Raw genomic sequence first — 26,866 nt, 5'->3', positions numbered from 1 at the left:
CGCTGCGCTGTTTCCCCAGCGACGTACGGCACCCTCGAATAACAAGTCCAGTGGAGCATCACCATGGCGTTCTTCACCGCGGCCAGCAAAGCCGACTTCCAGCATCAACTGCAAGCGGCCCTGGCACAGCACGTCAGCGACAAGGCACTGCCACAACTCACCCTGTTCGCTGAACAATTCTTCGGCATCGTCGCCCTCGACGAGCTGACCCAGCGCCGCATCAGTGACCTGGCGGGTTGCACCCTGTCTTCCTGGCGCCTGCTCGAGCGCTTCGACCCGGCCAAGCCAGTGGTGCGCGCCTACAACCCCGACTACGAGAAGCACGGCTGGCAGTCCACCCACAGCGCCGTGGAAGTGCTGCATGCCGACCTGCCGTTCCTGGTCGACTCGGTGCGTATGGAGCTGAACCGTCGCGGCTACAGCATCCACACCCTGCAAAACAGCGTGTTCAATGTGCGACGCAAGAAGAATGGCGACCTGCAGGAGCTGGTGGCCAAGGGCAGCACCGCCAAGGATGTGCAGCAAGAAGCGCTGATGTACCTGGAGATCGACCGCTGCGCCAATGCCGGCGAATTGCGTGCGCTGGAAACGGCGCTGCAGGATGTGCTCGAGGAAGTGCGCCTGGCGGTTGCCGACTTCCGCCCGATGAAGGCCCGTGCCGAAGAGCTACTGGCCGGGCTGGACAAGGCCAAGCTCAAGGTCGATGGCGCCGAACTGGCCGAAGTGAAGACCTTCCTCGCCTGGCTGCTGGACAACCACTTCACTTTCCTCGGTTACGAGGAATTCACCCTGGTCGAGGAGAAGGACGGCGGCCACCTGGTGTATGACCAGAAATCCCTGCTCGGCCTGTCGCGCCGCCTGCGTAGCGGCCTGACCAAGGACGAGCTGCACGTCGAGAAGGAGGCGGTCGACTACCTGCGTGAGCCGCTGCTGCTGTCCTTCGCCAAGGCCGCGCTGCCGAGCCGCGTGCACCGCCCGGCGTACCCGGATTTCGTCTCCATTCGTGAGCTGGACGCCAAGGGCCGGGTGGTCAAGGAATGCCGCTTCATGGGCCTGTACACCTCGGCGGTGTATGCCGAGAGCGTCAATCGCATTCCCTTTATCCGCCGCAAGGTGGCGGAAATCGCCCAGCGCTCCGGCTTCGACCGCCAGGCGCACCTGGGCAAGGAGCTGGAGCAGATCCTCGAAGTGCTGCCGCGTGACGACCTGTTCCAGACCCCGGTGGACGAGCTGTTCAACACCGCCATCGCCATCGTGCAGATCCAGGAACGCAACAAACTGCGCCTGTTCATCCGCCGCGACCCTTACGGCCGCTTCGCCTACTGCCTGGCCTACGTGCCGCGCGACGTGTACTCCACCGAGACCCGGGTGAAAATCCAGCAGATCCTCATGGAGCGCCTGGGCGCCAGTGACTGCGAGTTCTGGACCTATTTCTCCGAGTCGGTGCTGGCGCGGGTGCAGTTCATCCTCAAGGTCGACCCGAAGAACCGCACGCAGATCGACCCGGCGCGCATCGAGAAGGAAGTCATCCAGGCTTGCCGGTCGTGGAAGGACGACTACGCCAGCCTGGTGGTGGAAAGCTTCGGCGAGGCCCAGGGCACCCAGGTGCTGGCCGACTTCCCGAAAGGCTTCCCGGCCGGCTACTACGAGCGTTTCGCCCCGCACTCGGCGGTGGTCGACATGCAGCACCTGCTCAGTCTCTCCGAGCAGCGCCAGCTGGTGATGAGCTTCTACCAGCCGCTGGCCCAGGGCGATCGCGAGCTGCACTGCAAGCTGTACCACGCCGATACGCCGCTGCCGCTGTCGGACGTGCTGCCGATCCTGGAAAACCTCGGCTTGCGCGTACTCGGTGAGTTCCCCTACAAGCTGCGCCGCGCCGATGGTCGCGAGTTCTGGATTCACGATTTCGCCTTCACCGCGGCCGAAGGTCTGGATATCGATATCCAGCAGCTCAACGACACCCTGCAGGATGCCTTCGTGCAGATCGTCGGTGGCTTTGCTGAGAACGATGCCTTCAACCGCCTGGTGCTGACCGCCTCCATCCCCTGGCGCGACGTGGCGCTGCTGCGCGCCTATGCGCGCTACCTCAAGCAGATCCGCCTGGGTTTCGACCTGAGCTATATCGCCAGCACCCTGGTCAATCATGCCGAGGTCACCAAGGAGCTGGTGCGCCTGTTCAAGACCCGCTTCTACCTGGCGCGCAAGCTCACCGTTGAAGACCTCGAGGACAAGCAGCAGAAGCTGGAGCAGGCCATCCTCGCCGCGCTGGACAATGTCGCGGTGCTCAACGAAGACCGCATCCTGCGGCGCTACCTGGACCTGATCAAGGCCACCCTGCGCACCAACTTCTACCAGCCGGGCGCCGACGGCCAGGCCAAGCCGTACTTCAGCTTCAAGCTCAGCCCGCGGCTGATCCCGGAGATTCCACGGCCGGTGCCCAAGTACGAGATCTTCGTCTACTGCCCGCGCGTCGAAGGCGTGCACCTTCGCTTCGGCGACGTGGCCCGTGGTGGCCTGCGTTGGTCGGATCGCGAAGAGGACTTCCGTACCGAAGTGCTCGGCCTGGTGAAAGCGCAGCAAGTGAAGAACGCGGTGATCGTGCCGATGGGCGCCAAGGGCGGCTTCATCCCGCGCAAGATGCCGGTGGGCGCCAACCGCGACGAGGTTCTGGCCGAGGGCATCGCCTGCTACCGCATCTTCATCAGCGGCCTGCTCGACATCACCGACAACCTCAAGGACGGCGCCGTGGTGCCGCCCGCCAACGTGGTGCGTCACGACCCGGATGATCCGTACCTGGTGGTGGCAGCCGACAAGGGCACCGCGACCTTCTCCGACATCGCCAACGGCATCGCCCTGGACTACGGCTTCTGGCTCGGCGATGCGTTCGCCTCCGGTGGCTCGGCCGGTTACGACCACAAGGGCATGGGTATTACCGCCAAGGGTGGCTGGGTTTCAGTGCAGCGTCACTTCCGCGAGTGCGGCATCGACGTGCAGAAAGACCTGACCACGGTGATCGGCATTGGCGACATGGCCGGCGACGTGTTCGGCAACGGCCTGCTGCTGTCGGACAAGCTGCAGATGGTCGCCGCCTTCAACCACATGCACATCTTCATCGACCCCAACCCGGATGCGGCCAAGAGCTTCGTCGAGCGCCAGCGCCTGTTCGACCTGCCGCGCTCCAGCTGGGCGGACTACGACGCCAAGCTGATTTCCGCGGGCGGCGGGATCTTCCTGCGCAGCGCCAAGAGCATCGCCATCAGCCCGGAAATGCAGGCGCGCTTCGACATCAGCGCCGACAAGCTGGCGCCGACCGAGCTGCTCAATGCGCTGCTCAAGGCGCCGGTCGACCTGCTGTGGAACGGCGGCATCGGAACCTATGTGAAGTCGAGCAAGGAGAGCCACGCCGACGTCGGCGACAAGGCCAACGACGGCCTGCGGGTCAACGGCTGTGAGCTGCGCGCCAAGGTGGTGGGCGAGGGCGGCAACCTCGGCATGACCCAGCTCGGCCGCGTCGAATACGGCCTGAGCGGCGGCGCCAGCAACACTGACTTCATCGACAACGCCGGCGGCGTGGACTGCTCCGACCATGAGGTGAACATCAAGATCCTGCTCGGCGAAATCGTCGGCGCCGGCGACATGACCGGCAAGCAGCGCAACAAGCTGCTGGCCGAGATGACTGATGCGGTCGGCGCGCTGGTGCTGGGCAACAACTACAAGCAGACCCAGGCCCTGTCCCTGGCCGAGCGTCGCGCCCGCGAACGCCTGGCCGAGTACAAGCGCCTGATGGCCGCGCTGGAAGCGGCCGGCAAGCTGGATCGCGCGCTGGAGTTCCTGCCGTCCGACGACGAACTCAATGAGCGTGCGGCCAGCGGTCGTGGCCTGACCCGGCCGGAGCTGTCGGTGCTGATTTCCTACAGCAAGATCGACCTCAAGGAAGCACTGCTCAAATCCCTAGTGCCGGACGACGACTACCTGGCCCGCGAGATGGAAACCGCGTTCCCGGCGCAGCTGAGCAAGAAGTTCGCCGAGCCGATGCGTCGCCATCGCCTGAAGCGCGAGATCGTCAGCACGCAGATCGCCAACGACCTGGTCAACCACATGGGCATCACCTTCGTGCAGCGGCTCAAGGAGTCCACCGGCATGAGCGCGGCGAATGTCGCCGGCGCCTACGTCATCGTGCGCGACGTGTTCCGCCTGCCGCACTGGTGGAAGCAGATCGAGGCGCTGGACTATCAGGTGCCGGCCGAACTGCAGCTGATGCTGATGGATGAACTGATGCGCCTGGGGCGCCGCGCCACGCGCTGGTTCCTGCGCAGCCGCCGCGATGACCTGGACGCCGCCCGCGATGTCGGTCACTTCGGTCCGCGTGTGGCCGAGCTGGCCATGCGCCTGGATGAGCTGCTGGAAGGCCCGGCGCGCGAGCTGTGGCTGTCGCGCTACCAGGGCTTCGTCGAAGCCGGCGCGCCGGAGGAATTGGCCCGTGTGGTGGCCGGCACCAGTCACCTGTACACCCTGTTGCCGATCATCGAGGCGGCGGATGTCACCGGCAAACCGGCCTCGGAAGTTGCCACCGCCTACTTCGCCGTAGGTGGCGCGCTGGAGCTGTCCTGGTACCTGCAGCAGATCACCAGCCTGCCGGTGGAAAACAACTGGCAGGCCCTGGCCCGCGAAGCGTTCCGCGACGATCTCGATTGGCAGCAGCGCGCCATCACCATCGCCGTGCTGCAGATGGCCGAAGGGCCGGCAGATATCGAGGAGCGGGTGGTCTTCTGGCTGGAGCAGCACCGCACCCTGGTGCAGCGTTGGCTGGCGATGCTGGGCGAATTGCGTGCGGCCACCGGCACCGATTACGCCATGTACGCGGTGGCCAACCGCGAGTTGATGGACCTCGCGCAGAGCGACAAGCAGGGCGTGCGCATACCCTGACGGCGCCCCCTGCGTAGGATGGGTTAGCCGTGACGCGGCATAACCCATCGCCCTGGCCATGCGGTCGACTGGCTTCTCTCAGCAGAGGGGCTAGTCGGCCGCAGGTGCCTCGGTTAGCCTGCTCGCAAATAAAAAGTCCGTCAGACCGATGTGGGTTCGTGTTTCGGCACGCGCCTTGCCTTGGCAAGCGGACAACGGAGAGTAGTCATGACCGACATCCTGATCCTTACCCACGTCGATTATTGTGCTCCGGGCCACCTTGCCACCGTTCTGGCTGAGCAGGGTCTCGACTTCACGATACTGCGCGCCGATCTTGGCGAGCTGGACGGCTATGACCTGGACCGCCCGCGTGCCGTGGCGGTGATGGGCGGGCCAATGAGCGTCAACGATCCGCTGCCCTGGATAGGGGTAGAAGTTGCCGCATTGCAGCACTTCATTCAGCGCGACATCCCCATCATCGGCCATTGCCTCGGCGGGCAACTGATTGCCCGTGCCCTGGGCGCGGCCGTGCACCGCATGCCGTACACCGAAGTGGGTTGGCAGCCGCTGATCCGCCGCGAGCGAGCCAGTCCCTGGCTGGCGCACCTGCCGGTCGAGTTCCCGGTTTACCAATGGCATAGCGATACCTTCGATTTGCCCAAGGGCGCCGAGTGGCTGCTGTCCAGTCCCTGGTGCCCGAACCAGGGTTTCACCTGGGGTGACAAGGTGCTGGCCCTGCAAGGCCACCCGGAAATGACCGAGGAGCTGGTGCGCGGCTGGCTGAGCGACTGGTCGCACCTGCTCGACGAAACCCAGGCCAGCCAGCAGGGCATGCGCCAGATGCTGACCGACCTGCCGGCACGGGTGGAAGCGCTCAATCGTGTGGCCGATGGCTTCTACCGACACTGGCTGGCGCTGGCCTTCAATGAGCAACCTATCGCCCAGGCCGTCTGAGCCTGCTTTGTGTAGGAGCCAGCTTGCTGGCGATCCGAGGCCTGATAGCGCACTGATCGCCAGCAAGCTGGCTCCTACAGGGCGATGCAGGTCCATCGGTAGGGCGGGTGAAACCCGCGTTGGCATATGCGCAGGCTCACCCGTCCTACAGGCCAGCCATGCACCCAACCACACGGATTCACTCGCCGCTTTTGCGCTGGTCGCAGCAGGGGATACATGTGGCCAGCCTTGCCATTCCATGGGGCGATGCTGTTCGCGACGCCGGGCAGGCTGCACCAAAGCGGTGCTCCGCTGGTCGATTGAATATCCAGGTTATTGAAAAATAACAATAAAAATCCATGGCACGGCCCTTGCGATGACTCCTCTGTCCGGGTGACAAGGAGTACGGCATGGCCGGTATCTTTTACGACGAAATGTATGACGCGAGCGGTATTGTCCGCCCGCACTACCGGGAGTTTGCCCGCTGGTTGGCAGACACGCCGGAAGAACTGCTGGCCCAGCGCCGGCGTGAGGCCGATCTGCTGTTCCACCGCGCTGGCATCACCTTCACCCTGTATGGCGATGATCAGGGCACCGAGCGCCTGATTCCCTTTGACACCATTCCCCGCAGTATCCCCGCCAGCGAATGGCGCATGGTCGAGGCCGGCTGTATCCAGCGGGTCAAGGCGCTGAACATGTTCCTCGCCGACCTCTATCACGATCAACGCATTCTCAAGGCCGGCATCATTCCACCCGAACAGGTGCTGGCCAACGAAGGTTACCAACTGGCGATGCAGGGCCTGGATCTGCACCGCGACATCTACGCGCACATCGCCGGGGTCGACCTGGTGCGTGACGGCGATGGCAGCTACTACGTGCTGGAAGACAACCTGCGCACACCGAGCGGCGTCAGCTACATGCTGGAAGACCGCAAGATGATGATGCGCCTGTTCCCCGAGCTGTTCGCCATGCAGCGCGTGGCGCCCATCGACCACTACCCGAACCTGCTGCTCGATACCCTGAAAAGCTCCAGCCCGCTGGATAACCCCAACGTGGTGGTACTCACCCCGGGGCGCTTCAACAGTGCCTACTTCGAGCACGCGTTCCTCGCTCGCGAGATGGGCGTGGAACTGGTCGAAGGGGCCGACCTGCTGGTGCGTGACGACAAGGTATTCATGCGCACCACCGCCGGCCCGCAGCCGGTGGACGTGATCTACCGGCGCCTGGACGACGCCTTCCTCGACCCGCTGGCCTTCAACCCCGACTCCATGCTCGGCGTGCCTGGCCTGCTGGCCTCGTACCGCAGCGGCAACGTGGTGCTGGCCAACGCCGTGGGCACCGGGGTGGCGGACGACAAGTCGATCTACCCCTACGTCACCGACATGATCCGCTTCTACTTGGACGAAGAACCGATCCTGAAGAACGTGCCTACCTGGCAGTGCCGCAAGCCCGAAGACCTGTCCCACGTATTGGCCAACCTGCCCGATCTGGTGGTCAAGGAAACCCAGGGCTCCGGCGGCTACGGCATGTTGGTTGGCCCGGCCTCGACCAAGGCTGAAATCGAAGCCTTCCGTGCCCGCCTCAAGGCCAAGCCGGAAGCCTATATCGCGCAGCCCACGCTGTGCCTGTCGACCTGCCCGACCTTCGTTGAAAGCGGCATTGCGCCGCGCCATATCGACCTGCGCCCGTTCGTTCTGTCCGGTCGTGAAACCCGTCTGGTGCCTGGTGGCCTGACCCGCGTTGCATTGCGCGAGGGCTCACTGGTGGTCAACTCGTCGCAGGGCGGCGGGACCAAGGACACCTGGGTGGTCGAGGATTAAGGAAACGCATCATGCTGAGTAGAACTGCCTCCGATCTGTACTGGATGTCGCGCTACCTGGAGCGCGCCGAAAACCTCGCCCGGATGCTCGACGTCAGCTATTCGCTGTCGCTGATGCCGCAGGATGGCCGTGGCGATGGCCTCGAAGAACTGGCCATGCCGCTGCTGATCACCGGCACCCTGGATGCTTACCTGGAACGCTTCGGGCAGATGCATGCCGAGCGCATGCTGCACTTCTTCGCCCTCGATGCGGACAACCCGGCCAGCATCTACTGCTGCCTGGAAGGTGCGCGCAGCAACGCCCACGCCGTGCGCGGGCGGATCACGGCCGACATGTGGGAAAACATCAACGCCACTTGGCTGGAGATGCGCGGCATCGCCGCCCAGGGCCTCGGGCGCTACGGCATCAGCCGTTTCTGCGAGTGGGTCAAGGAGCGTTCGCACCTGTTCCGTGGCGCCACCTTCGGCACCATCATGCGTGGCGAGGCCTATCGCTTCATCCGTCTCGGTACCTTCATCGAACGCGCGGACAATACCTTGCGCCTGCTCGATGCGCGCTACGAGATGCTCGGCGAGGAAGCCGACGCGGTCAGCGACACCTCGGCGCGTGGCTACTACCAGTGGAGTGCGCTGCTGCGTGCGCTGTCCTCCTTCGAAGCCTTCACCGAGATCTACCGTGGCTCGCCGCGTACTCACAAGATTGCCGAGTTGCTGTTACTGCGCCCGGATGTCCCGCGCTCGTTGCGTGCCTGCATGGAGGAGCTGAACCTGATGCTCTCCGGGTTGCCGGGCGAGAACGGCCGGCTGTCCCAGCGCATGGCTGCGGAACTCGACGCACGGTTGCGCTATACCAGCATTGACGAGGTCCTAGATGAAGGACTGCATGTCTGGCTCACTGATTTCATCCTGCTCGTTCGCCAGTTGGGCAGCTCCATCCACACTTCCTATCTGGAGGTTGTATGAGACTCTCGATCCGTCACGACACCACCTACAACTACGATGACCAGGTGCGTGCCAGCATCCAGTACCTGCGCCTGACACCCCAGGAAAGCGCCCGCCAGCGCGTGATCAGCTGGCAACTCGACCTGCCGCGACCGGTGCGGGCGCAGCGTGATCCGTACGGTAATATCCTCCACGTCCTGACCCTCGACGAACCCCACGAAGCGCTGGTAATCGGTGCCCGTGGCCAGGTCGAGATCGACGAGTTGTGCGAGTCGGAGCGCGACAGTCATTCGGCACTGCCGTACCTGCGCACCACCCGGCTGACCCATGCCGACGATGCCCTGCGTGACTTCGCCCAGACCAGCAGCGGCGGGCGCACCGACCGCGACGGCCTGAGCGACCTGATGCATGGCCTGCACGAGCACATGGCCTACGTGCCGGGTGCGACCCAGGTCGATACCTCGGCTGCCGAAGCCTTCTCCGGCCGCGCCGGCGTTTGCCAGGATCACTCGCACGCCTTCCTGGCCTGCGCTCGCAGCCTGGGCGTGCCGGCGCGCTATGTGTCCGGCTACCTGTACACCGAGGACAGTGGCCACCTGGCCAGCCACGCCTGGGTCGAGGCCTGGCTCAACGATGCCTGGTACAGCTTCGACGTGACCAACCAGCTGGACAAGCCTGAGCGGCACCTCAAGCTGGCAGTCGGCCTCGACTACCTCGACGCCTGCCCGGTACGCGGCATGCGCCGTGGCGGTGGTGGCGAGCAGATGCATGCGCGGGTCAATGTGGCGGCGCTGATGCAGGTGCAACAGCAGTAAGCGCTAGTTGGCTATCGAGTGAGCTTTGCTTTATCCCCTCACCCATTGGGAGAGGGGCAGGGGTGAGGGTGCTTCACCGGTGACTCAGCGCCTGCCTGCAACTGCGTAGGTGGCGGAGAAGGATCACCTTTCTACCTCGTCGTTCCCGCGCAGGCGGGAATCCAGTGTGCCCCCTTCCTGGGTTCCCGCCTGCGCGGGAACGACGGGGCAGGCCTGATGATCCTGCGCTCAGCAGGCGCGGGTTTCACCCGCCCTACAAGTGCCCGCAAACCTATCGATCCATCCCTGATGGTCCCCACGCTCCGCGTGGGAACCAATCCCGCGACGCTCAGCGTCGCAGAGCTGTCGGTCTGCACAAAACAGCGGGTGGACGCACGAGCGTCTAAGGCTGCATTCCCTGGTGCACAGGGACGATCAACTTGCTAGGTGTCGGCTGTACAGCGGCGCAGCGCGTCAATGTCTCCCGCGACGATCAGCCCCAGGTTCCGGGTGATCTTTTCAACTGGCCAATCCCACCATGCCAAAGACTCCAGGATGGCGACAGTGTCTGGGTCGAAGCGGCACTTGATGGGAGTGGCTGGGTTGCCGCCAACAATGGTGTACGCGGGAACATCTGAGATCACGACTGAGCGCGAGGACACAATGGCGCCGTTGCCAATCTTGACGCCAGGCATGATCAGCGCCTCATAGCCGATCCACACATCATTTCCGACAATCGTGTCGCCTTTGTAGGGTAGGTCTCCGGGCTCGGGCATGACCTTCTCCCAGCCGTTGCCGAAGATCTGAAAGGGGTAGGTCGATATCCCGGAAAGTTTATGGTTGGCGCCGTTCATGATGAACTTCACGTCGCGAGCAATGGCGCAGAACTTGCCGATGATCAGTTTGTCACCGATGAACGGGAAGTGATAAAGGACATTGCGCTCGAAATTCTCCGAGTCCTCCGGATCATCGTAATAGCTGTAATCGCCGACGAGAATGTTGGGGTTCTTGATTGTGTTTTTGATGAAGCACACCTGGGGAAAGCCATCCATAGGGTGTGTTTTTTTGGGGGAGGGTCCCTGCATGGTGGTCTCCTAATGCTCAGGTGTGATCAGTTGCCGATGGCTCCCATGCTCTACGTGGTAGCCCATCCCGTGACGTTCTGCTTCACAGTGCTTCTGCCGCCAAGACAAAGCAACGAATGGACGCCGGAGACTGGCCGCATGCCTACGCAGCGCATGGGGGCGATCGTTTAGCTCTCAGCAGAAACGTCCACGTCCTGAGTGGCCTCAGCCGCTAGCTTCAATCGGTCAGCTTTGCTGATGTATTTGGTCTTGCTCTTGGGCGCCAACTTGGCACTGGCCTTTTTGGCGTGGGCTTTCAGTAACTGGTTTATTTTCTTACGACGATTCATGGTGTTCGACTCGGTGTGCCCATGGCTCCCACGTAGGTGTATGGGGGCGAGCGTTGGAAGACATTATCCACCGACCTTGCGCCCAGCCATATGGCGCAGATAAGCCAGCAGCTGATCCAGCTCGCCACGACTCAATACATCCGCAGAGAACCCCGGCATCTTCGCCTGCGGCCATTTGCGCAGGCTCTGCGGGTTGCGGATGTACTGGCGCAGGTAATCGCCGGCCAGGTACTCGGTGGGGCTATGGGGAATATTCAGGTCAGGCCCGAAGTGTGAGTCCCCGGCGCCATTGAGGCGGTGGCAGGCCAGGCAGTTTTTCTGGAACTGGACGAAGCCGGCCTGCACCTTCGCCGGGGCGTTGGCCGCTGGCAGCAATGCCGGAAAGCGCTCGGCCACGGGCGCCAGCACGCGGATGCGGGCGATCTGGAAGGGCCACTGCTCGGGGCCGATCTGCCCGGCTTCGGGATTCACCCACACCAGATAGAACGGCCCGGCGCTGGGTTTGCCGGGGGCCAGTGGTGCCCAGGGCTTGCTCGGGTCTTCCACCGCCAGCCAGGCTTGCGCGCCCTGGTGAGCCAGCAGCGCCGCGGCTGGCAGTTCGGCGGCGAAGCCATCGAGGGCCAGCACTTGCAGATGGTCGCCCGGTGCCACGCCGTCCAGCAGGGCGGCTATCGGCACGGCGAGGAAGTCCATGTCGCGCTTGTAGGCCACATCGCTCAGCACCTGCAGGTTGCGTGCTTGCGGGTGGGCCCGCAGCTCGGCGCTGCTCCAGCTGCGTGTGCCGCTTGGCAGTTCCAGCTGCAATTGCGCGGCATGGACACAGGGCAAAGCCAGGCACGCGAACAGGATGATGAACAGTTGGCGCATGACATTACCTCCGGATTCTGGCGCCGGGGCACGCTAGGTTCTGTACGGAAAGTGCCTACGCATCGGTGATGCTGCGTTAAAAACAGGCTCAGAATGCTCATTTACAGCTCGTAAACTGCGCTTCTTCGCCTGTTTTTGCCTTGCCTGACCTTCGCTCGGCGACTTTTCGTGCAGAACCTAACACAGGGCAATCAGGCAGAGCGACCAGCGCTGCGCCAGCCGCCTCCAGGCGGGGCGCAGCAACCGGGTAGGGTGGCTGTGATCAACTGACCAGTCGGGTGACGTTCGGCAGGATCAGGATGATGGTGGTGGCCAGCACGATCAGCGTGGCCTGGCGGAACTTGGCGTGTTTGAGCATGGTGTACTGCCTTTGTTCTTGTTGGCGTTTCGGCTGCCGTCCGCGCTGATTGCCTCGGACGACGCTCCACGCCGGGGCGCGGATAAAAAACCGCCCCGGCAAAACCCGGCGGCGGTACCTTGCACTGCTAACTCTAGGGCCCGCGTCACGCCTGGCTTAGACGACTTCGTTTCTAGGACATAACAGGCAAAGCCGCGTGGTTATTGGCTTGCACCTGAAATCCCCGGCCAGGCCTTGCGCCAGAGCCTTCGCTTCAGCAGATGCGCGGGGCGCACAAAAAATGACCGCCCGTCTGAGCCCAACGGTCAATGGACCTGAGCGCATTGGTCATTGAGTCCAGGCCGCGTGGCAGTAAGGTTAGGCAACCCGGCATCCGCCGCTGCCCGTTACCGAGGACGTCATGACCGAAGCACTGATTTTCGACGCCGTGCGCACGCCGCGCGGCAAGGGTAAGAAGGACGGCTCGCTGTACAGCGTCAAGCCGGTCAACCTGCTGACGGGCCTGCTGCGCGCGCTGCAGGAACGCAATGGCCTGGATACCCGCCAGGTCGACGACGTGGTGCTCGGCTGCGTGACGCCGGTGGGCGACCAGGGCGCCGATATCGCCAAGACCGCGGTGATGGCCGCCGACTGGGACGTCAGCGTCTCCGGTGTGCAGATCAACCGCTTCTGCGCTTCCGGTCTGGAAGCGGTGAACCTGGGTGCGATGAAGGTGCGTTCCGGTTTCGAGGACCTGGTGGTGGTCGGCGGCGTGGAATCCATGTCGCGCGTGCCAATGGGTTCCGACGGCGGCGCCTGGGTGATGGACCCGGAAACCAATATGCACACCCACTTCACCCCGCAGGGCATCGGCGCCGACCTGATCGCCACGCTCGAGGGTTTCAGCCGCACCGATGTAGATGCCTACGCCTTGCGCTCGCAGCAGAAGGCTGCGCGTGCCAGTGCTGACGGCTCGTTCGCCAAGTCGCTGATTCCGGTGGCTGACCAGAATGGCATCGTGTTGCTCGACCACGACGAGTTCGTGCGTGGCGATTCCACCCTGGAAGGCCTGGGCAAGCTCAAGCCGAGCTTCGAGATGATGGGCCAGATGGGCTTCGACTCCACCGCGCTGCGCGTGTACAGCCATGTGGAGCAGATCAACCATGTGCACACGCCGGGCAACAGCTCGGGCATCGTCGACGGTGCGGCGCTGATGCTGATCGGCAGCGCCGCCAAGGGCAAGGAGCTGGGCCTCAAGCCGCGTGCGCGCATTGTCGCTACGGCGGTGACCAGCACCGACCCGACCATCATGCTCACCGGCCCGGCGCCGGCCACGCGCAAGGCCCTGGCCAAGGCCGGGCTTTCCGTCGAGGACATCGACCTGTTCGAGGTCAACGAAGCTTTCGCCTCGGTGGTGATGAAGTTCATGAAGGACATGGGCGTGTCCGAGGACAAGGTCAACGTCAACGGCGGCTCCATCGCCATGGGCCACCCGCTGGGCGCCACCGGCTGCGCCATCCTCGGCACCCTGCTCGACGAGCTGGAGAAGCGCGAACTGCGCTACGGCCTGGCCACCCTCTGCGTGGGCGGCGGCATGGGTATCGCCACCATCATCGAACGTATTTGATCTCGTAGGGCGGGGGTGCAACCCGCGCACATGAACAACGCGGGTTGCACCCGCCCTACGCATCCAGGGAATCAGAAAAATGACTGACGCCATCCGTTACGAAAAAGGCCAGGACAATATCGTCGTCCTGACCATGGACATGCCTGGCCAGAGCGCCAACACCATGAACGGGGTCTACCGCGAGGCAATGGAGAAGGCCATCGTGCGTCTCGAAGCCGAGAAGGATTCGATCGCCGGGGTGATCGTCGCGTCGGCGAAGAAGACCTTCTTCGCCGGCGGTGACCTCAACGAGCTGATCAAGGTCACCAAGGCCGACGCCAAGCCGTTCTACGAGGGCATTCTCGAACTCAAGGGCCAGCTGCGCCGCCTGGAGACCCTGGGCAAGCCGGTGGTCGCGGCCATCAACGGTGCCGCGCTGGGCGGCGGCTGGGAAATCTGCCTGGCCTGTCACCACCGCATCGCCCTGGACAATCCCAGCGTGCAACTCGGCCTGCCGGAAGTGACCCTCGGCCTGCTGCCGGGCGGCGGCGGGGTGGTGCGCATGGTGCGCCTGCTCGGTCTGGAGAAGGCGCTGCCGTACCTGGCCGAAGGCAAGAAGGTGCGCCCGGATGCGGCGCTCAAGGCTGGCCTGATCCACGATACCGCCAGCACGGTCGAGGAGATGCTGAGCAAGGCGCGCACCTGGGTTCTCGCCAACCCGGCGGCCAAGCAGCCGTGGGACGTTCAGGGCTACAAGATCCCCGGTGGCACGCCGAGCAGCCCGAATGTGGCGCAGATGCTAGCCATCGCCCCGAGTGTGTTGCGTGACAAGACCAAGGGCTGCTTCCCGGCGCCGGAGAAGATCATGTGCGCCGCCGTCGAGGGCGCCCAGGTCGACTTCGACACCGCGCAGATCATCGAGGCGCGCTACTTCACCGAGCTGACCACCGGCCAGGTGGCGAAGAACATGATCGGCACCTTCTGGTTCCAGCTCAACGAGATCAACGCCGGCAGCTCACGCCCGCAAGGTATTGCGTCGTACGTAACCAAGAAGGTCGGCGTGCTCGGTGCCGGCATGATGGGCGCCGGTATTGCCTATGTGTCGGCTGCGGCTGGTATCGACGTGGTGCTGAAAGACGTGTCGATCGAGGCGGCGGAGAAGGGCAAGGACTACTCGGCCAAGATCCTCGACAAGAAAGTCAGCAAGGGCCAGATGACGGTCGAGAAACGCGATGCCTTCCTGGCGCGGATCAAGCCAACGGTCAGCGATGCCGACTTCGACGGCTGCGACCTGATCATCGAGGCGGTGTTCGAAGATCGTGGCCTCAAGGCCAAGGTCACTGCGGCTGCCGAGAGCGCCGCGCTGCCTGACGCAGTGATCGCCTCCAACACCTCTACCCTGCCGATCACCGGCCTGGCCACGGCGGTGCAGAAACAGGACAAGTTTATCGGTCTGCATTTCTTCAGCCCGGTCGACAAAATGCCGCTGGTGGAGATCATCCGTGGTGCCAAGACCAGCGACGAGACCCTGGCGCGTGGCTTCGACTACGTGCTGCAGATCAAGAAGACTCCGATCGTGGTCGAGGACAGCCGTGGCTTCTTCACTTCGCGCGTGTTCGGCACCTTCACTAACGAAGGCATCGCTATGCTCGGCGAAGGCGTGAGCGCGGCGATGATCGAGAACGAAGCGCGCAAGGCTGGCATGCCGGTGGGCCCGCTGGCGATCAGCGATGAAGTGTCGATGAGCCTGATGGAGCACATCCGCCAGCAGACCATCGCCGACCTGGCCGCCGAGGGTAAGCAGATTCCTCAGCACCCGGCGTTCAACGTGATCGAGCTGATGCTCAAGGAGTACAAGCGTCCGGGCAAGGCGGCTGGTGGTGGCTTCTACGACTACCCGGCGGGTGGCAAGAAACACCTGTGGGCGGAGCTCAAGGCGCGCTTCGAAAAGGCCGATGGGCAGATTCCGCAGGTGGACGTACGGGATCGCATCCTGTTCATCCAGGCGATCGAGACCGTGCGTTGTGTGGAGGAGGGCGTGTTGAAGTCTGTGGCCGACGCCAACATCGGTTCGATCTTCGGCATCGGCTTCGCGGCCTGGACCGGTGGCGCGCTGCAGTTCATCAACCAGTATGGCGTGCAGGACTTCGTTGCCCGTGCCCAGTACCTGGCCGAGCAGTACGGCGAGCGCTTCCTGCCCCCAGCGTTGCTGCTGGAAAAAGCGGCCAAGGGTGAGCGTTTCTAAACGCTTGGTTGACCTGCACACGCTTGCACAAAACCGGCCCCAGGGCCGGTTTTGCTTTTATGGCGTTTCCCGTTGCGCTCTGTCAGTCTTTCGCCAGGAGTGATTGCCTACACTCGCAGGGTGTTGGGTCCGGGCTGGAGAACAGGTGACAGCACATCGAAGTTTGACCACGACTCTGGCCATCGCCGGTTTGCTGCTGGCGATGGCGAGCGGAATGGCTCGTGCCAGCGAGCCTTTGAATATCTATGTCGGCCAGGGACAGATGCCCTATGCCGACGACACTCCAGGTAATCACGGTCTGTTCGGCGACCTGATGGAGGCGCTGTGCCTGCATCTTCAGCGCGAGTGCCATTATCAGAGCGTGCCCTGGAAGCGCGTACAACTCGAAATGGCGCGTGACCCGCACGGCATCGTGCTTAATCTGGGGCGCACCGCTGAGCGTGAAGCAGGCTTTATCTGGCTGCTCGATGTGCTGCCGTCGGCTTATGTTCTGGCCGGGCGCGAGAAGTCCTTCGACAGCCTGCAGCAGGCGCTGGATGCGGGTCCAGTGGTAGTCATGGGCGGAACCCCACGTGCGCTGGAGCTGCAAGGGCTCAAGCAGCCTGGTCAGGCGGTGGTCGAGGTGACCGATCCAGCACAGGCGGCAGGCATGTTGCGCAGCGGACGGGTGAGGAGCTGGTACGAGATTGACCTGCGCGTGCGCTACCTGTGGCGCGAGTTGGGTTTTCCCGCGGACGCAGTGCAGATCGGCAAGGCCATCAGCGTGACCCACAGCTTCATTGCCGGCAGCCCGGTGCTGCAAGATGCGCCAGTGATTCAACAGCAGATGCAGCAGGGCTTTGCGGCCATGCGCCAGGATGGCAGCTGGCAGCGGATTCTCGCGCGCTACCTGGGTGACGAGGCGGCTGCGCAGATCCTGCGCGACATGCCCTGAGCCTGGTTCAGGCCGCCATGCACCAGCCGTTGCGTTGGCAGACCACTTCGTGGATATCCAACTTCTCGCTCTGCCGGGTCGGCATGCGCAGGGTCAGCAGGCTGCCGTCTTCCAGGTGCACGGTGGATTCCGACTCGAAATGCATGCCGCTTTCGTCGAGGCTGACATAGGTCACGCCGTAGCTGGTGGCGGTGCTGAAGGCTTCGGTGATGGTCATGGTGGCGTTCTCCAGTGGCGGTGCCGCGCAAGGCGGCACCGAACGGTTCACTTGCCAGCGGCCTTGGCGGTCGCTTGGTGGTTGGCGGCGGCTGCAGGGCTGGTGAAGGCCGATGCGGCGATCAGGCTGGCGATGGCGGCGAAACTGCTCATGGTCTGTTTCCTCTGGGTTGGGGCGGGTTGATCCCGACGGCTGCATGATTGACGAGCAACCCCATCAGCAGAAGTGAATGGCATGCATGGTGACTATCGAGCCCAGTGATGCCCTGCGACAGATTGTCCGCTGAGCTGCTGTTGCGCTGTGCGCCTGCTTGGGTGCAGTCTTCGCGCTGCACTAATCCATCTTCCGCTTGAGGTACCCACGCCCTTTATGTCCTTGCGCATCTGCATTCTGGAAACCGATGTACTCCGCCCCGAACTGATCGACCAATACCAGGGCTACGGCCGCATGTTCGAGCGCCTGTTCGCTCAGCAGCCGATAGCGGCTCGCTTTGAGGTGTTCAACGTGGTGGAGGGCCAATACCCCTCTGACGAGGAGCGCTACGACGCCTATCTGGTGACCGGTAGCAAGGCGGATTCCTTCGGTGCGGATGCCTGGATTCAGACGCTCAAGACCTACCTGCTCAAGCGCTACGAGAACGGCGACAAGCTGCTCGGCATCTGCTTCGGCCATCAGTTGTTGGCGCTACTGCTCGGCGGCCGTGCCGAACGTGCTCAGCAGGGCTGGGGCGTGGGTATTCATCGTTACGAGGTGAAGCAGCGTGCGCAGTGGATGAGCCCGGCGCTGGAGGACCTGACCTTGCTGATCAGCCATCAGGACCAGGTGACTGCGTTGCCGGAGAAGGCCACCCTTCTGGCCTCCAGCGAATTTTGCCCGGTGGCGGCCTACTGCATCGAGGATCAGGTGCTGTGCTTCCAGGGCCACCCGGAGTTCGTCCACGACTACTCCAAGGCGCTGCTGGACATTCGCCAGACCTGCATTGGTGAGCCGGTCTACACCCAGGCTGTGGCCAGCCTGGAACATCAGCACCAGGGCGCGACGGTTGCCGAGTGGATGATGCGTTTCGTCGCCAACGGCAAGCGCGACCTGCAGGGCGCCTGAGCCCTGCCACACGGGAGCCCTGCGGCTCCCGTGTTTTTCTGGTGCTGGTAAGTCCATGGCCGACGTGGGGCCATGTAGGGTGGATAACGCTCCGCTTATCCACCGCCCAGGCAATCCGGGGCGGGCAGTGTTCGCCTGTTACAGCCAGTCCATGCGCTTGAAGTTGGCGAACAAGCCCACGCAACCCAGCGCAATGACCCCCAGCACGCCGAAGTAGCCGTAATGCCAGGTCAGCTCCGGCATGTTCTGGAAGTTCATCCCGTAGATACCCGCCACCGCAGTGGGAAACGCCAGGATTGCTGCCCAGGCCGCGAACTTGCGCTGGGTGATGCTTTGCCGCGACGACTCCAGCAGCAGGCCGATCTCGATCGCGTGGTCGGCCATCTCGCGCAGACCGGTGAGGTCTTCCAGCAGGCGATTGACGTGGATCGCGATGTCGCGGAAGTACGGGCGCATGTGCTTGTCGATGAACGGGAAGTCGAGCTGCTGCAGTTCCTGGCAGATCTCCGCCATCGGCGCGATTTGCCGGCGCAGTCGCAGCAAGTCGCGACGCAGGCCGTGGATGCGTTCCACGTCGGTCTGGCTCAGTGGGCGGTTGAGCACGGTTTCCTCGATGTCCTCCAGCTCGCCGTGGATGCAGTCCATCAACGGCCGGTAGTTCTCGATCACGAAGCTGAGCAGGGCGTAGAGCACGAAGTCTTCGCCATGCTCCAGCAGCAGCGGGCGGGCCTCGCAGCGCTGGCGCACGGTGGAGTAGGAGGCCGAGTTACCGTAGCGCGCACTGATCACGTAGCCCTTGCCGGCGAACAGTTGGCTTTCGACGAACTCCAGGCGACCGTCTGCGCGCACCGGGGAGTAGAGCACCATGAACAGGGCGTCGCCGAAGGTTTCCAGCTTGGGCCGGGTATGCCGGGTGATGGCATCTTCCATGGCCAGTTCATGCAGGTTGAACTGCTGCTGCAGGCAGGTCAGCTCGGGGCTACCGGGGTCACGAAGGCCGATCCAGACGAAATGGTCGGGTTTGGCCGCCCATTCACTGCCTTCTTCCAGGCTGATATCGGTGACCTTGCGGCCCTTGTGGTAGGCAGCGGCTGCAACGACATGACCCATGGGCGATCCTCGAACGTGACGATGGAGCGCAGCTTAACCCAGGCGTGACAGGCGTGCAGGAGGGGTGCCCGACTGGGTCGGGCAGGGGATCAGGCCTTGGCCAGCTGCTGATCGAGTTGACCGATGCACTGCTGCATCAGTTCCTGGCAGCGCTGCATCAGCAACGGCAGGTCGTCCATGGTCATGCCGGCCGTGGGGATGGCGGGCAACGAGCTGATCAGTACGCGACCGCTGTTCCAGCTATTCAGGCGCAGGCGCCCGGCGTAGCTGCTGACACACACCGGCACGATCGGCACGCCGGCGGCGATGGCCATCTGGAAGGCGCCTTTCTTGAACGGCAGCAGGCCCTTGCCCAGGTTGCGCGTGCCCTCGGGGAAGACCCAGATCGAGGTGTCGCGGTTACGCAGCGTCTCGGTGGTCTCCAGCATTGCCTGCTTGGCTTTGCGTGCATTGCCGCGGTCGATCAGTACGTTGCCGGCCAGCCAGTAGAGTTGGCCGAAGAACGGTACCCACTTCAGGCTCTTCTTGCCGATGCTCACGGTGCGTGGTGGTACCACGCGGCCAAGCACATAGAGGTCGTAGTTGGACTGGTGGTTGGCGATCACCACGCAGGCCTGTTCCTGGGTGAACAGGCTCTTCACGTCGGTCTTCACCCGCAGGCGCAGCAGGCACAGGGCCGGCAGCGAATACAGGCGCGCACACAGGCGGCTGTTGTCCGGGTTGAACGGGCGGCACAGGCCGAGCAGCAGGCCGAGTACGCCAGCCAGAATAAAGTGCAGCCCCATCAACAACATGCGCGCGAGGAAAAGCATCGGAAAGCCTATCGGCAGACAAAAGGTCGCGCAGTGTACGGGCGTGCACTGCTTTCGGCAATTGACCCCGATCAGAGGTTATTACCAGGCATTTCCACGCTGATGCCGACGAATAGCGGCAGATTTCGTCCAAAAAAACAAAAAGCCCGGCACTGGGCCGGGCTTCTCATTGCCGCGCGGGCGGTCAGCCGAGGTGCTGCTGATCCAGTTCGATGGCCTTGTCCAGGGTTTCCAGGAAGGCCTTGCGCACTTTCAGCTTGGTGTTCTTATGCGCGGTCATGTTGATCTTCTTCAACTGCTGGGCAGTGGCGACGGCGGTGGCCATCAGTTCATCGGTCGCTACCACCTTGTCGAGGAAGCCAGCGTCCACGGCGCCTGCCGGGTTGAAGATCTCGCCATTGATTACCGAGCGGTGGAAGGCGGCCTTGCGCAGGCGGTCACAGGCCAGCTCGATACCGGCGTGGTGCATGGTCATGCCGATCTGCACTTCGTTCAGGCCGATGTTGAACGGGCCTTCGACGCCGATGCGGTAGTCAGCGGACAGCAGGATGAAGGCGCCTTTGGCGATGGCGTGGCCCGGGCAGGCGACGATGATCGGGAAGGGGTGGCTGAGCATGCGGCGCGCCAGGGTGGAGCCGGCGGTCACCAGGGCCACGGCGTTCTGCGGGCCGGAGGTCATCACCTTGAGGTCGTAACCGCCGGAGAGGATGCCCGGCTGGCCGGTGATGATCACTACGGCGCGATCCTGCACGGCCTGGTCCAGCGCGGCATTGAAGGCGGCGATCACGTCGGGGGAAATCGCGTTCACCTTGCCATTGTTCAGGGTCAGGGTGGCAATGCCGTCTTCGAGTTGGTAGCTGATCAGGTCGCTCATGGCGGAGTTCCTAGTCCTGGGTGGGCTGAAGTGGCGCTGACGTTACCCAGCAAGGCGCCGTGGGTAAAGCCCTTTGGCTGACCGGGTGGTCATGCCAGCATGTGCCGCCGTGGCTATGGAAGCCATTGAAAGGCCCGATTGGCTGGCTGGGCGAGGCCTGACTTAGGTTAGCCGCCTGTTACGGGAGTGCCTTACATGCCGCGTGTTCTTCATCTATTACTGCGCGCCAGCCTGGCGCCAGTGCTGCTTGGCCTGACGCTACTGGCCAACAGCGGCCAGAGTCACAGTCCATCCGGCGTGCTGCAGCTATTCGCTGTCAGCTTGTTCATTTCCCTGGGTTTTCTTCTGTTTGGCGACCAGCGCTTCGCAGCGCCCACCAAGGAAACCCGCGCGTCTACATAAGCGCATGAATCGCCTGAAAAAATCTTTTGCCTTCGCAGGGCTGTTCGGCTACATTAGCGCGCCTCGACGGACTGACCAGTTCGACGAGACCCGGTGAAGTGTCCGAGCGGTTGAAGGAGCACGCCTGGAAAGTGTGTATACGAGAAATCGTATCGTGGGTTCGAATCCCACCTTCACCGCCAGATAGCTACACATAAAGCCCTGATAACTAACAAGTTTTCGGGGCTTTTTGCTTTCCGGGTTTCGCTAGTGTCGATGAAGTGTCGAAAACCGGATTTATTCGTAGTGCGACCAGAGCCGCAGCACCTTCACCACCTGTTCTTCCTGTAGCACCTGATAAACCAGCCGATGCTGGATATTGATGCGGCGAGAGTAAGCGCCGGACAGGTCGCCAACCAGTTTCTCGTAGGGGGGCGGATTCTGAAGCGGGTTGCCCTGTACTACCTCCAGCAGTGCTTTAGCCTTTTCCTTCAAGCCCGCAGCAGCGAGCTTCTGTGCGTCTTTCTGAGCTTGTTTCGTATAGACGAGCTGCCAAGTCACCAGTCCAATTCCTTAGCGCAATCGTCTACAGGCTCGGCCATGCCTTCCTTGATGGATTCGCGCATGCCAGGAATCGACAGGAGATACAGCGTCTCTTGAATGGCGTCCCAATCCTCAGCCGATACCAGAACGGCGTTGGTGCGCTTGCCCGAAATCAGAATGGGCTGATGCGACTCGGCGGATTGATCCATGAGCCGATAGAGGTTGGTGCGTGCTTCGCTGGCGGTAAGTGTTTTCATGAGAGCCGGCCTTTTGTCGATCGACGCAGCGTACGCTAATTCGTACGTTATGTTAATTCCCCCCTCATCGGTTAGCGGGTTGAGTTGCAAGGCGGTTACGGAGTCGGAACCGCTCTTGAACAGTTTTATTCTTTAGCCTGGGCCAAAAGGCAAATTGCCACCATTTGAGTGATGCGCGTCACATTCCGTGGCTGGTCGTAGTGTCGACAGCGTCACAACTCTTGCTAGGCTTGGGAAGCACTCAATCAGGAGCTTTCCGATGAAGGAACAACGGAAATTTGTGGCTTTACGCGCCCACATTGGCGACTTACTGCTCGACGGCGCGCAAATCGTCAGTCGAGAACCTCTCACTCTTCGCGTTAACGGCCATTTACTCCGGGTTCAGCATGGAATGCTGATCGGATACTCCGCCGCCGCTTAGCATCCAGTTCTGCTGCCGCAAGGCGCCTCCAAGCGTGGAGCAGCTGTGACGGCCAAACGCCGTCATGGCGCTCCATGGTCAGCACGTTAGATTTCTCAACCATTCCCTCGATGGGCTCCGGCCTGTTGTTGCGGATGCTTGCGCGCAATCCTGGCTGCTGGCACGTAGAATTACTGCGTGAATCAAAGGCTTGAGGTTGCAGCGGTGAATCTACAGCAGGGCTTTGTCCTGACCCGGCACTGGCGCGATACGCCAGCGGGCACGGAGGTCGAGTTCTGGCTGGCGACCGACGTAGGGCCTCGGCATGTCCGCCTGCCTCACCAACCGTCGGTGGCGTTTATTCCGGCCAAGCAGCGCGAGTTGGCTGAGTCACTGCTGCGTCGTGAGCGTGACGTTGAGTTGCGCCCACTGGGGCTCAGCGATTTCCGTCATCGTCCGGTGCTCGGGTTGTACTGCCAGCAGCACCGCCAGTTGATCAATCTCGACAAGCTATTGCGCAAATCCGGGGTGGATGTCTACGAGGCCGATGTGCGGCCGCCGGAGCGCTACCTGATGGAGCGCTTCATCACCGCCCCGGTAAGCTTCAGTGGCACCGCCGATGCCAGCGGCACGCTGTTTGACGCCCAGCTCAAGCCGGCACCGGACTACCGTCCGCGGCTGAGGTTGGTGTCCCTCGATATTGAAACCACCGAACACGGCGAGCTGTATTCCATTGCCCTGGAAGGCTGCGGCCAGCGCCAGGTGTACATGCTTGGACCGCCGAATCGCGAGGCCGAGGTGGATTTTGCCCTCGAGTACTGCGACAGCCATGCGCAACTGCTCGAACGCCTCAACGACTGGGTGGCTACCCACGACCCCGACGCGATCATCGGCTGGAACCTGGTGCAGTTCGACCTGCGTGTGCTGCACGAGCATTCGCAGCGCCTGCAGGTGCCGCTGCGCCTGGGGCGTGGCGGCGAGGTCATGGGCTGGCGCGCCCACGACAGCAGCAACCACTACTTCGCCTCGGCGGCGGGGCGGCTGATCATCGATGGTATCGAGGCGCTGCGTTCGGCGACCTGGAGTTTTCCTTCGTTCAGCCTGGAGAACGTCGCGCAGACCCTGCTCGGCGAGGGCAAGGCGATCGACACGCCGTACCAGCGCATGGATGAGATCAACCGCATGTTCGCCGAGGACAAGCCGGCCCTGGCCACTTACAACCTCAAGGACTGCGAACTGGTCACGCGGATCTTCGCCAAGACCGAGTTGCTGACCTTCCTGCTGGAGCGCGCCACGGTCACCGGCCTGCCGGTCGATCGCAGTGGCGGCTCGGTAGCGGCGTTCTGTCACCTGTACATGCCGCTGATGCACCGCCAGGGCTTCGTTGCGCCGAACCAGGGCGAGCGCATGCCGGAGGCCAGCCCCGGCGGTTTTGTCATGGATTCCTCGCCCGGCCTGTACGACTCGGTGCTGGTGCTGGACTACAAGAGCCTTTATCCGTCGATTATCCGCACCTTCCTGATCGACCCGCTGGGGCTGATCGAGGGGCTGCGTGAGCCGGACGAAAGCACCTCGGTGCCGGGTTTTCGCGGTGCGCGGTTCTCCCGCACGCGGCATTGCCTGCCAGCCATCGTTTCGCGCGTGGCCGAGGGGCGCGAAGCGGCCAAGCGCGACGGCAATGCGCCGCTGTCGCAGGCGCTGAAGATCATCATGAACGCCTTCTACGGCGTGCTTGGCTCCAGTGGCTGCCGCTTCTTCGATCCGCGCCTGGCTTCGTCCATCACCCTGCGCGGGCACGAGATCATGCGCCGTACCCGCGCGCTGATCGAAGCCCAGGGGCATGTGGTGATCTACGGCGACACCGACTCGACCTTCGTCTGGCTCGGCCATGAACACGGCGAGGCAGACGCTACGCGCATCGGTCGCGCGCTGGTGCAGCACGTCAACCAGTGGTGGGTTGAGCACCTGCAACAGGAGTTCGGCTTGGAGAGCGCCCTGGAACTGCAGTTCGAGACGCACTTCCGGCGCTTCCTGATGCCGACCATCCGTGGCGCGGAGGAGGGCAGCAAGAAGCGTTATGCCGGCCTCAAGCGGCTTGCCGATGGTAGCGAGGAGATGGTCTACAAGGGCCTGGAAACCGTACGCACCGACTGGTCGCCGTTGGCCCAGCAGTTCCAGCAGGAGCTGTACCGGCTGGTCTTCGATCGCCAGCCGCACCGCGAGTACGTGCGCGACTTCGTGCGCCGCACCCTGGCGGGCGAGCTGGACGAGTTGCTGATTTACCGCAAGCGTTTGCGCCGCCGCCTCGACGACTACCAGCGCAACGTACCGCCGCATGTGCGCGCGGCCCGCATTGCCGATGAGTACAACGCGCGCCAGGGCCGCCCGCAGCAGTACCAGCGCGGTGGGCGCATCAGCTATGTGATGACCGTCGCCGGCCCCGAACCGCTGGAAACCCGGCATGCGCCGATCGACTACGACCACTACGTGACGCGTCAGCTGCAGCCGGTGGCCGACGCCATCCTGCCATTCGTCGATGACGATTTCGCTGCCTTGATAGATGGCCAGATGGGCCTGTTTTGAGCGCCAGTCGCAACGCAGATGTCAGCAACTTTGCTTATAGTGCGGGTAACCGCCGAACCACTGCGGGCCCGCTGCAACAGATCGTCGGGTTCGCTTGTCTGAATCCGTAACGTCGGCTGCGCCAGCAGCGTCGAACCCCGTGAGCACCGCAGCGGTGCTCGCCCATCCAGATGCTCGGGCCACTGCCTGGCCCACGCGCATCGCTCTCATGGAACCGAGAATGCCATCACGACACGTCATCAATGCTCAGGTCAGCCCCAAGGGCAGCCTGGAAACCCTGTCCCAGCGCGAAGTGCAGCAACTCAGCACCGCCGGCTCGGGCAGCATCTACAAGTTGTTCCGCCAGTGCGCCCTGGCGATCCTCAACACCGGCGCGCGTATCGATAACGCCAAGACCATCCTCGATGCCTATCAGGACTTCGAGGTGCGCATTCACCAGCAAGACCGTGGCGTGCGCCTGGAACTGCTCAACGCCCCGGCAGATGCCTTCGTCGACGGCGAGATGATCGCCAGTACTCGCGAGATGCTGTTCAGTGCCCTGCGTGACATCGTCTACGCGGCCAACGAGCTCGAGAGCCTGCGCATCGACCTCGACAGCTCCCAGGGCATCACCGATTATGTTTTCCACTTGCTGCGCAACGCGCGCACCCTGCGCCCCGGCGTGGAGCCGAAGATCGTGGTGTGCTGGGGCGGTCACTCGATCAGCACCGAGGAGTACAAGTTCACCAAGAAGGTGGGCCATGAGCTGGGCCTGCGCGGCCTGGACGTGTGCACCGGCTGCGGCCCGGGCGTGATGAAGGGGCCGATGAAAGGCGCCACCATCAGCCACGCCAAGCAGCGCAACCTGACGGGCCGCTACCTGGGGTTGACCGAACCGGGGATCATCGCGGCCGAGGCGCCGAACCCGATCGTCAACGAGCTGGTGATCCTGCCGGACATCGAGAAACGCCTGGAGGCCTTCGTCCGTGTCGGCCACGGCATTATCATCTTCCCCGGCGGTGCTGGCACGGCCGAGGAGTTCCTCTACCTGCTGGGCATCCTGATGCACCCGGACAACCAGGAACTGCCGTTCCCGGTGATCCTCACCGGGCCGAAGAGCGCCGGGCCGTATCTGGAACAACTGCATGCCTTCGTCGGCGCCACGCTGGGCGAAGCGGCGCAGCGTCATTACCAGATCATCCTCAACGACCCCGCCGAAGTGGCGCGGCAGATGGCCGAAGGGTTGAAGGCGGTCAAGCAGTTCCGCCGCGAGCGCAACGATGCTTTCCACTTCAACTGGCTGCTGAAGATCGACGAGGGCTTCCAGCGCCCGTTCGATCCCACCCACGCCAACATGGCCAGCCTGCAGCTCAGCCGCGAGCTGCCGCCCCACGAACTGGCTGCCAACCTGCGCCGCGCGTTCTCCGGCATCGTCGCTGGCAACGTCAAGGACAAGGGCATCCGTCTGATCGAAGAGCACGGCCCGTACGAGATCCACGGCGACGCGGCGATCATGCAGCCGCTGGACCGGTTGCTGCAGGCCTTCGTGGAGCAGCACCGCATGAAGCTGCCAGGTGGCGCGGCCTATGTGCCGTGCTACCGAGTGGTGGAGCGCTGAGCCGCCCTACCTCTAGGCTTCCGGCCAGAACCCTCTCCCGCTGGGGAGAGGGCAGGGTGAGGGGGCGCGGTCTGTTGTGGCTCAATGATTCTGGACACCCCGATAGGGCGTTAAGCTTCGCCCAGCCATGAGGTGTTTGCGTGACCAGAAGATCATTCAGTACAGATTTCAAACTCGAAGCAGCCGGCCTGGTTT

The 26,866-nt window shown here is 63.2% G+C and carries 21 protein-coding genes and 1 tRNA gene; 13 read left to right on the top strand and 9 right to left on the bottom strand.

The window, feature by feature from the left end:
- Positions 1-63 precede the first annotated feature (63 nt).
- From H3H51_RS15200 to H3H51_RS15180, 5 genes are all read left to right on the top strand, one after another.
- Positions 64-4,926, top strand: a complete 4,863-nt coding sequence (locus H3H51_RS15200) for an NAD-glutamate dehydrogenase (protein ID WP_183089918.1) — start codon at positions 64-66, stop codon at positions 4,924-4,926.
- Positions 4,927-5,133: 207 nt separating this feature from the next.
- The gene (locus H3H51_RS15195; protein WP_183089917.1) at positions 5,134-5,859 is read left to right on the top strand and encodes a type 1 glutamine amidotransferase; all 726 of its coding nucleotides are present in this window, start codon (positions 5,134-5,136) and stop codon (positions 5,857-5,859) included.
- Between the two features lie 389 nt (positions 5,860-6,248).
- The gene (locus H3H51_RS15190; protein ID WP_183089916.1) at positions 6,249-7,658 is read left to right on the top strand and encodes a circularly permuted type 2 ATP-grasp protein; all 1,410 of its coding nucleotides are present in this window, start codon (positions 6,249-6,251) and stop codon (positions 7,656-7,658) included.
- An 11-nt stretch (positions 7,659-7,669) separates the two neighbouring features.
- Positions 7,670-8,620, top strand: a complete 951-nt coding sequence (locus H3H51_RS15185; protein WP_183089915.1) for an alpha-E domain-containing protein — start codon at positions 7,670-7,672, stop codon at positions 8,618-8,620.
- The gene (locus tag H3H51_RS15180) at positions 8,617-9,414 is read left to right on the top strand and encodes a transglutaminase family protein (protein WP_183089914.1); all 798 of its coding nucleotides are present in this window, start codon (positions 8,617-8,619) and stop codon (positions 9,412-9,414) included. The genes H3H51_RS15185 and H3H51_RS15180 overlap by 4 nt, the downstream gene beginning before the upstream one ends.
- 422 nt (positions 9,415-9,836) lie before the next feature.
- On the opposite strand, the gene H3H51_RS15175 is transcribed toward H3H51_RS15180, so the two are convergent.
- The 3 genes from H3H51_RS15175 to H3H51_RS15165 all read right to left on the bottom strand — a co-directional run bounded on the left by H3H51_RS15175 (position 9,837) and on the right by H3H51_RS15165 (position 11,674).
- Positions 9,837-10,478, bottom strand: a complete 642-nt coding sequence (locus tag H3H51_RS15175; protein ID WP_183089913.1) for a Vat family streptogramin A O-acetyltransferase — start codon at positions 10,476-10,478, stop codon at positions 9,837-9,839.
- A 167-nt stretch (positions 10,479-10,645) separates the two neighbouring features.
- The gene (locus H3H51_RS15170; protein WP_183089912.1) at positions 10,646-10,807 is read right to left on the bottom strand and encodes a DUF2986 domain-containing protein; all 162 of its coding nucleotides are present in this window, start codon (positions 10,805-10,807) and stop codon (positions 10,646-10,648) included.
- 63 nt (positions 10,808-10,870) lie between these two features.
- A complete protein-coding gene (locus H3H51_RS15165) occupies positions 10,871-11,674 on the bottom strand; it encodes a c-type cytochrome (RefSeq protein ID WP_183089911.1) in 804 nt (267 codons plus the stop codon).
- Between the two features lie 758 nt (positions 11,675-12,432).
- Between H3H51_RS15165 and H3H51_RS15160 the strand changes: the two genes are divergently transcribed.
- The 3 genes from H3H51_RS15160 to H3H51_RS15150 all read left to right on the top strand — a co-directional run bounded on the left by H3H51_RS15160 (position 12,433) and on the right by H3H51_RS15150 (position 16,796).
- Entirely contained in the window at positions 12,433-13,638 is a 1,206-nt protein-coding gene (locus H3H51_RS15160) for an acetyl-CoA C-acetyltransferase (protein ID WP_183089910.1), read from the top strand.
- A gap of 79 nt (positions 13,639-13,717) precedes the next feature.
- Positions 13,718-15,862, top strand: a complete 2,145-nt coding sequence (locus H3H51_RS15155; RefSeq protein WP_183089909.1) for a 3-hydroxyacyl-CoA dehydrogenase NAD-binding domain-containing protein — start codon at positions 13,718-13,720, stop codon at positions 15,860-15,862.
- 163 nt (positions 15,863-16,025) lie between these two features.
- Entirely contained in the window at positions 16,026-16,796 is a 771-nt protein-coding gene (locus H3H51_RS15150) for a substrate-binding periplasmic protein (RefSeq protein ID WP_183089908.1), read from the top strand.
- 7 nt (positions 16,797-16,803) lie between these two features.
- Here the strand turns inward: H3H51_RS15150 and ptrC are convergent, their stop codons facing one another.
- Positions 16,804-17,013 (bottom strand): type III secretion system co-regulatory protein PtrC, encoded by a 210-nt coding sequence (ptrC, locus tag H3H51_RS15145; protein ID WP_183089907.1) that lies wholly within the window; start codon positions 17,011-17,013, stop codon positions 16,804-16,806.
- Positions 17,014-17,382: 369 nt separating this feature from the next.
- On the opposite strand from ptrC, the gene H3H51_RS15140 reads away from it, so the two are divergent.
- A complete protein-coding gene (locus H3H51_RS15140) occupies positions 17,383-18,114 on the top strand; it encodes an amidotransferase (protein WP_183089906.1) in 732 nt (243 codons plus the stop codon).
- Positions 18,115-18,252: 138 nt separating this feature from the next.
- Here H3H51_RS15140 and H3H51_RS15135 read toward each other — a convergent pair whose 3' ends face one another.
- From H3H51_RS15135 to H3H51_RS15125, 3 genes are all read right to left on the bottom strand, one after another.
- Positions 18,253-19,224 (bottom strand): magnesium and cobalt transport protein CorA, encoded by a 972-nt coding sequence (locus H3H51_RS15135; RefSeq protein WP_183089905.1) that lies wholly within the window; start codon positions 19,222-19,224, stop codon positions 18,253-18,255.
- An 89-nt stretch (positions 19,225-19,313) separates the two neighbouring features.
- Positions 19,314-20,036: a 1-acylglycerol-3-phosphate O-acyltransferase gene (locus H3H51_RS15130; protein WP_183089904.1), complete on the bottom strand. Its 723-nt coding sequence runs from the start codon at positions 20,034-20,036 to the stop codon at positions 19,314-19,316.
- 184 nt (positions 20,037-20,220) lie between these two features.
- A complete protein-coding gene (locus H3H51_RS15125; protein WP_183089903.1) occupies positions 20,221-20,910 on the bottom strand; it encodes a crotonase/enoyl-CoA hydratase family protein in 690 nt (229 codons plus the stop codon).
- Positions 20,911-21,105: 195 nt separating this feature from the next.
- Between H3H51_RS15125 and H3H51_RS15120 the strand changes: the two genes are divergently transcribed.
- Positions 21,106-21,312: a hypothetical protein gene (locus H3H51_RS15120; RefSeq protein ID WP_183089902.1), complete on the top strand. Its 207-nt coding sequence runs from the start codon at positions 21,106-21,108 to the stop codon at positions 21,310-21,312.
- Between the two features lie 92 nt (positions 21,313-21,404).
- Positions 21,405-21,494: transfer RNA gene (locus H3H51_RS15115), tRNA-Ser, on the top strand.
- Between the two features lie 94 nt (positions 21,495-21,588).
- Here H3H51_RS15115 and H3H51_RS15110 read toward each other — a convergent pair.
- Both H3H51_RS15110 and H3H51_RS15105 read right to left on the bottom strand, forming a co-directional pair.
- The gene (locus H3H51_RS15110; protein ID WP_183089901.1) at positions 21,589-21,852 is read right to left on the bottom strand and encodes a Txe/YoeB family addiction module toxin; all 264 of its coding nucleotides are present in this window, start codon (positions 21,850-21,852) and stop codon (positions 21,589-21,591) included.
- Positions 21,849-22,091: a type II toxin-antitoxin system Phd/YefM family antitoxin gene (locus tag H3H51_RS15105; protein WP_183089900.1), complete on the bottom strand. Its 243-nt coding sequence runs from the start codon at positions 22,089-22,091 to the stop codon at positions 21,849-21,851. Before H3H51_RS15105 ends, H3H51_RS15110 begins: the two co-directional genes overlap by 4 nt.
- 625 nt (positions 22,092-22,716) lie before the next feature.
- Here H3H51_RS15105 and H3H51_RS15100 point away from each other — a divergent pair.
- Together H3H51_RS15100 and ppnN are read left to right on the top strand one after the other, a co-directional pair.
- Positions 22,717-25,074: a DNA polymerase II gene (locus H3H51_RS15100; protein WP_183089899.1), complete on the top strand. Its 2,358-nt coding sequence runs from the start codon at positions 22,717-22,719 to the stop codon at positions 25,072-25,074.
- 220 nt (positions 25,075-25,294) lie between these two features.
- Entirely contained in the window at positions 25,295-26,671 is a 1,377-nt protein-coding gene (gene ppnN / locus H3H51_RS15095) for a nucleotide 5'-monophosphate nucleosidase PpnN (protein ID WP_183089898.1), read from the top strand.
- The last annotated feature ends 195 nt before the right edge of the window (positions 26,672-26,866 follow it).

The sequence above is a fragment of the Aquipseudomonas ullengensis genome (assembly GCF_014174475.1).
Taxonomy (GTDB): Bacteria; Pseudomonadota; Gammaproteobacteria; order Pseudomonadales; family Pseudomonadaceae; genus Aquipseudomonas; species Aquipseudomonas ullengensis.
This window is presented reverse-complemented; position numbering and strand designations above follow the sequence as displayed.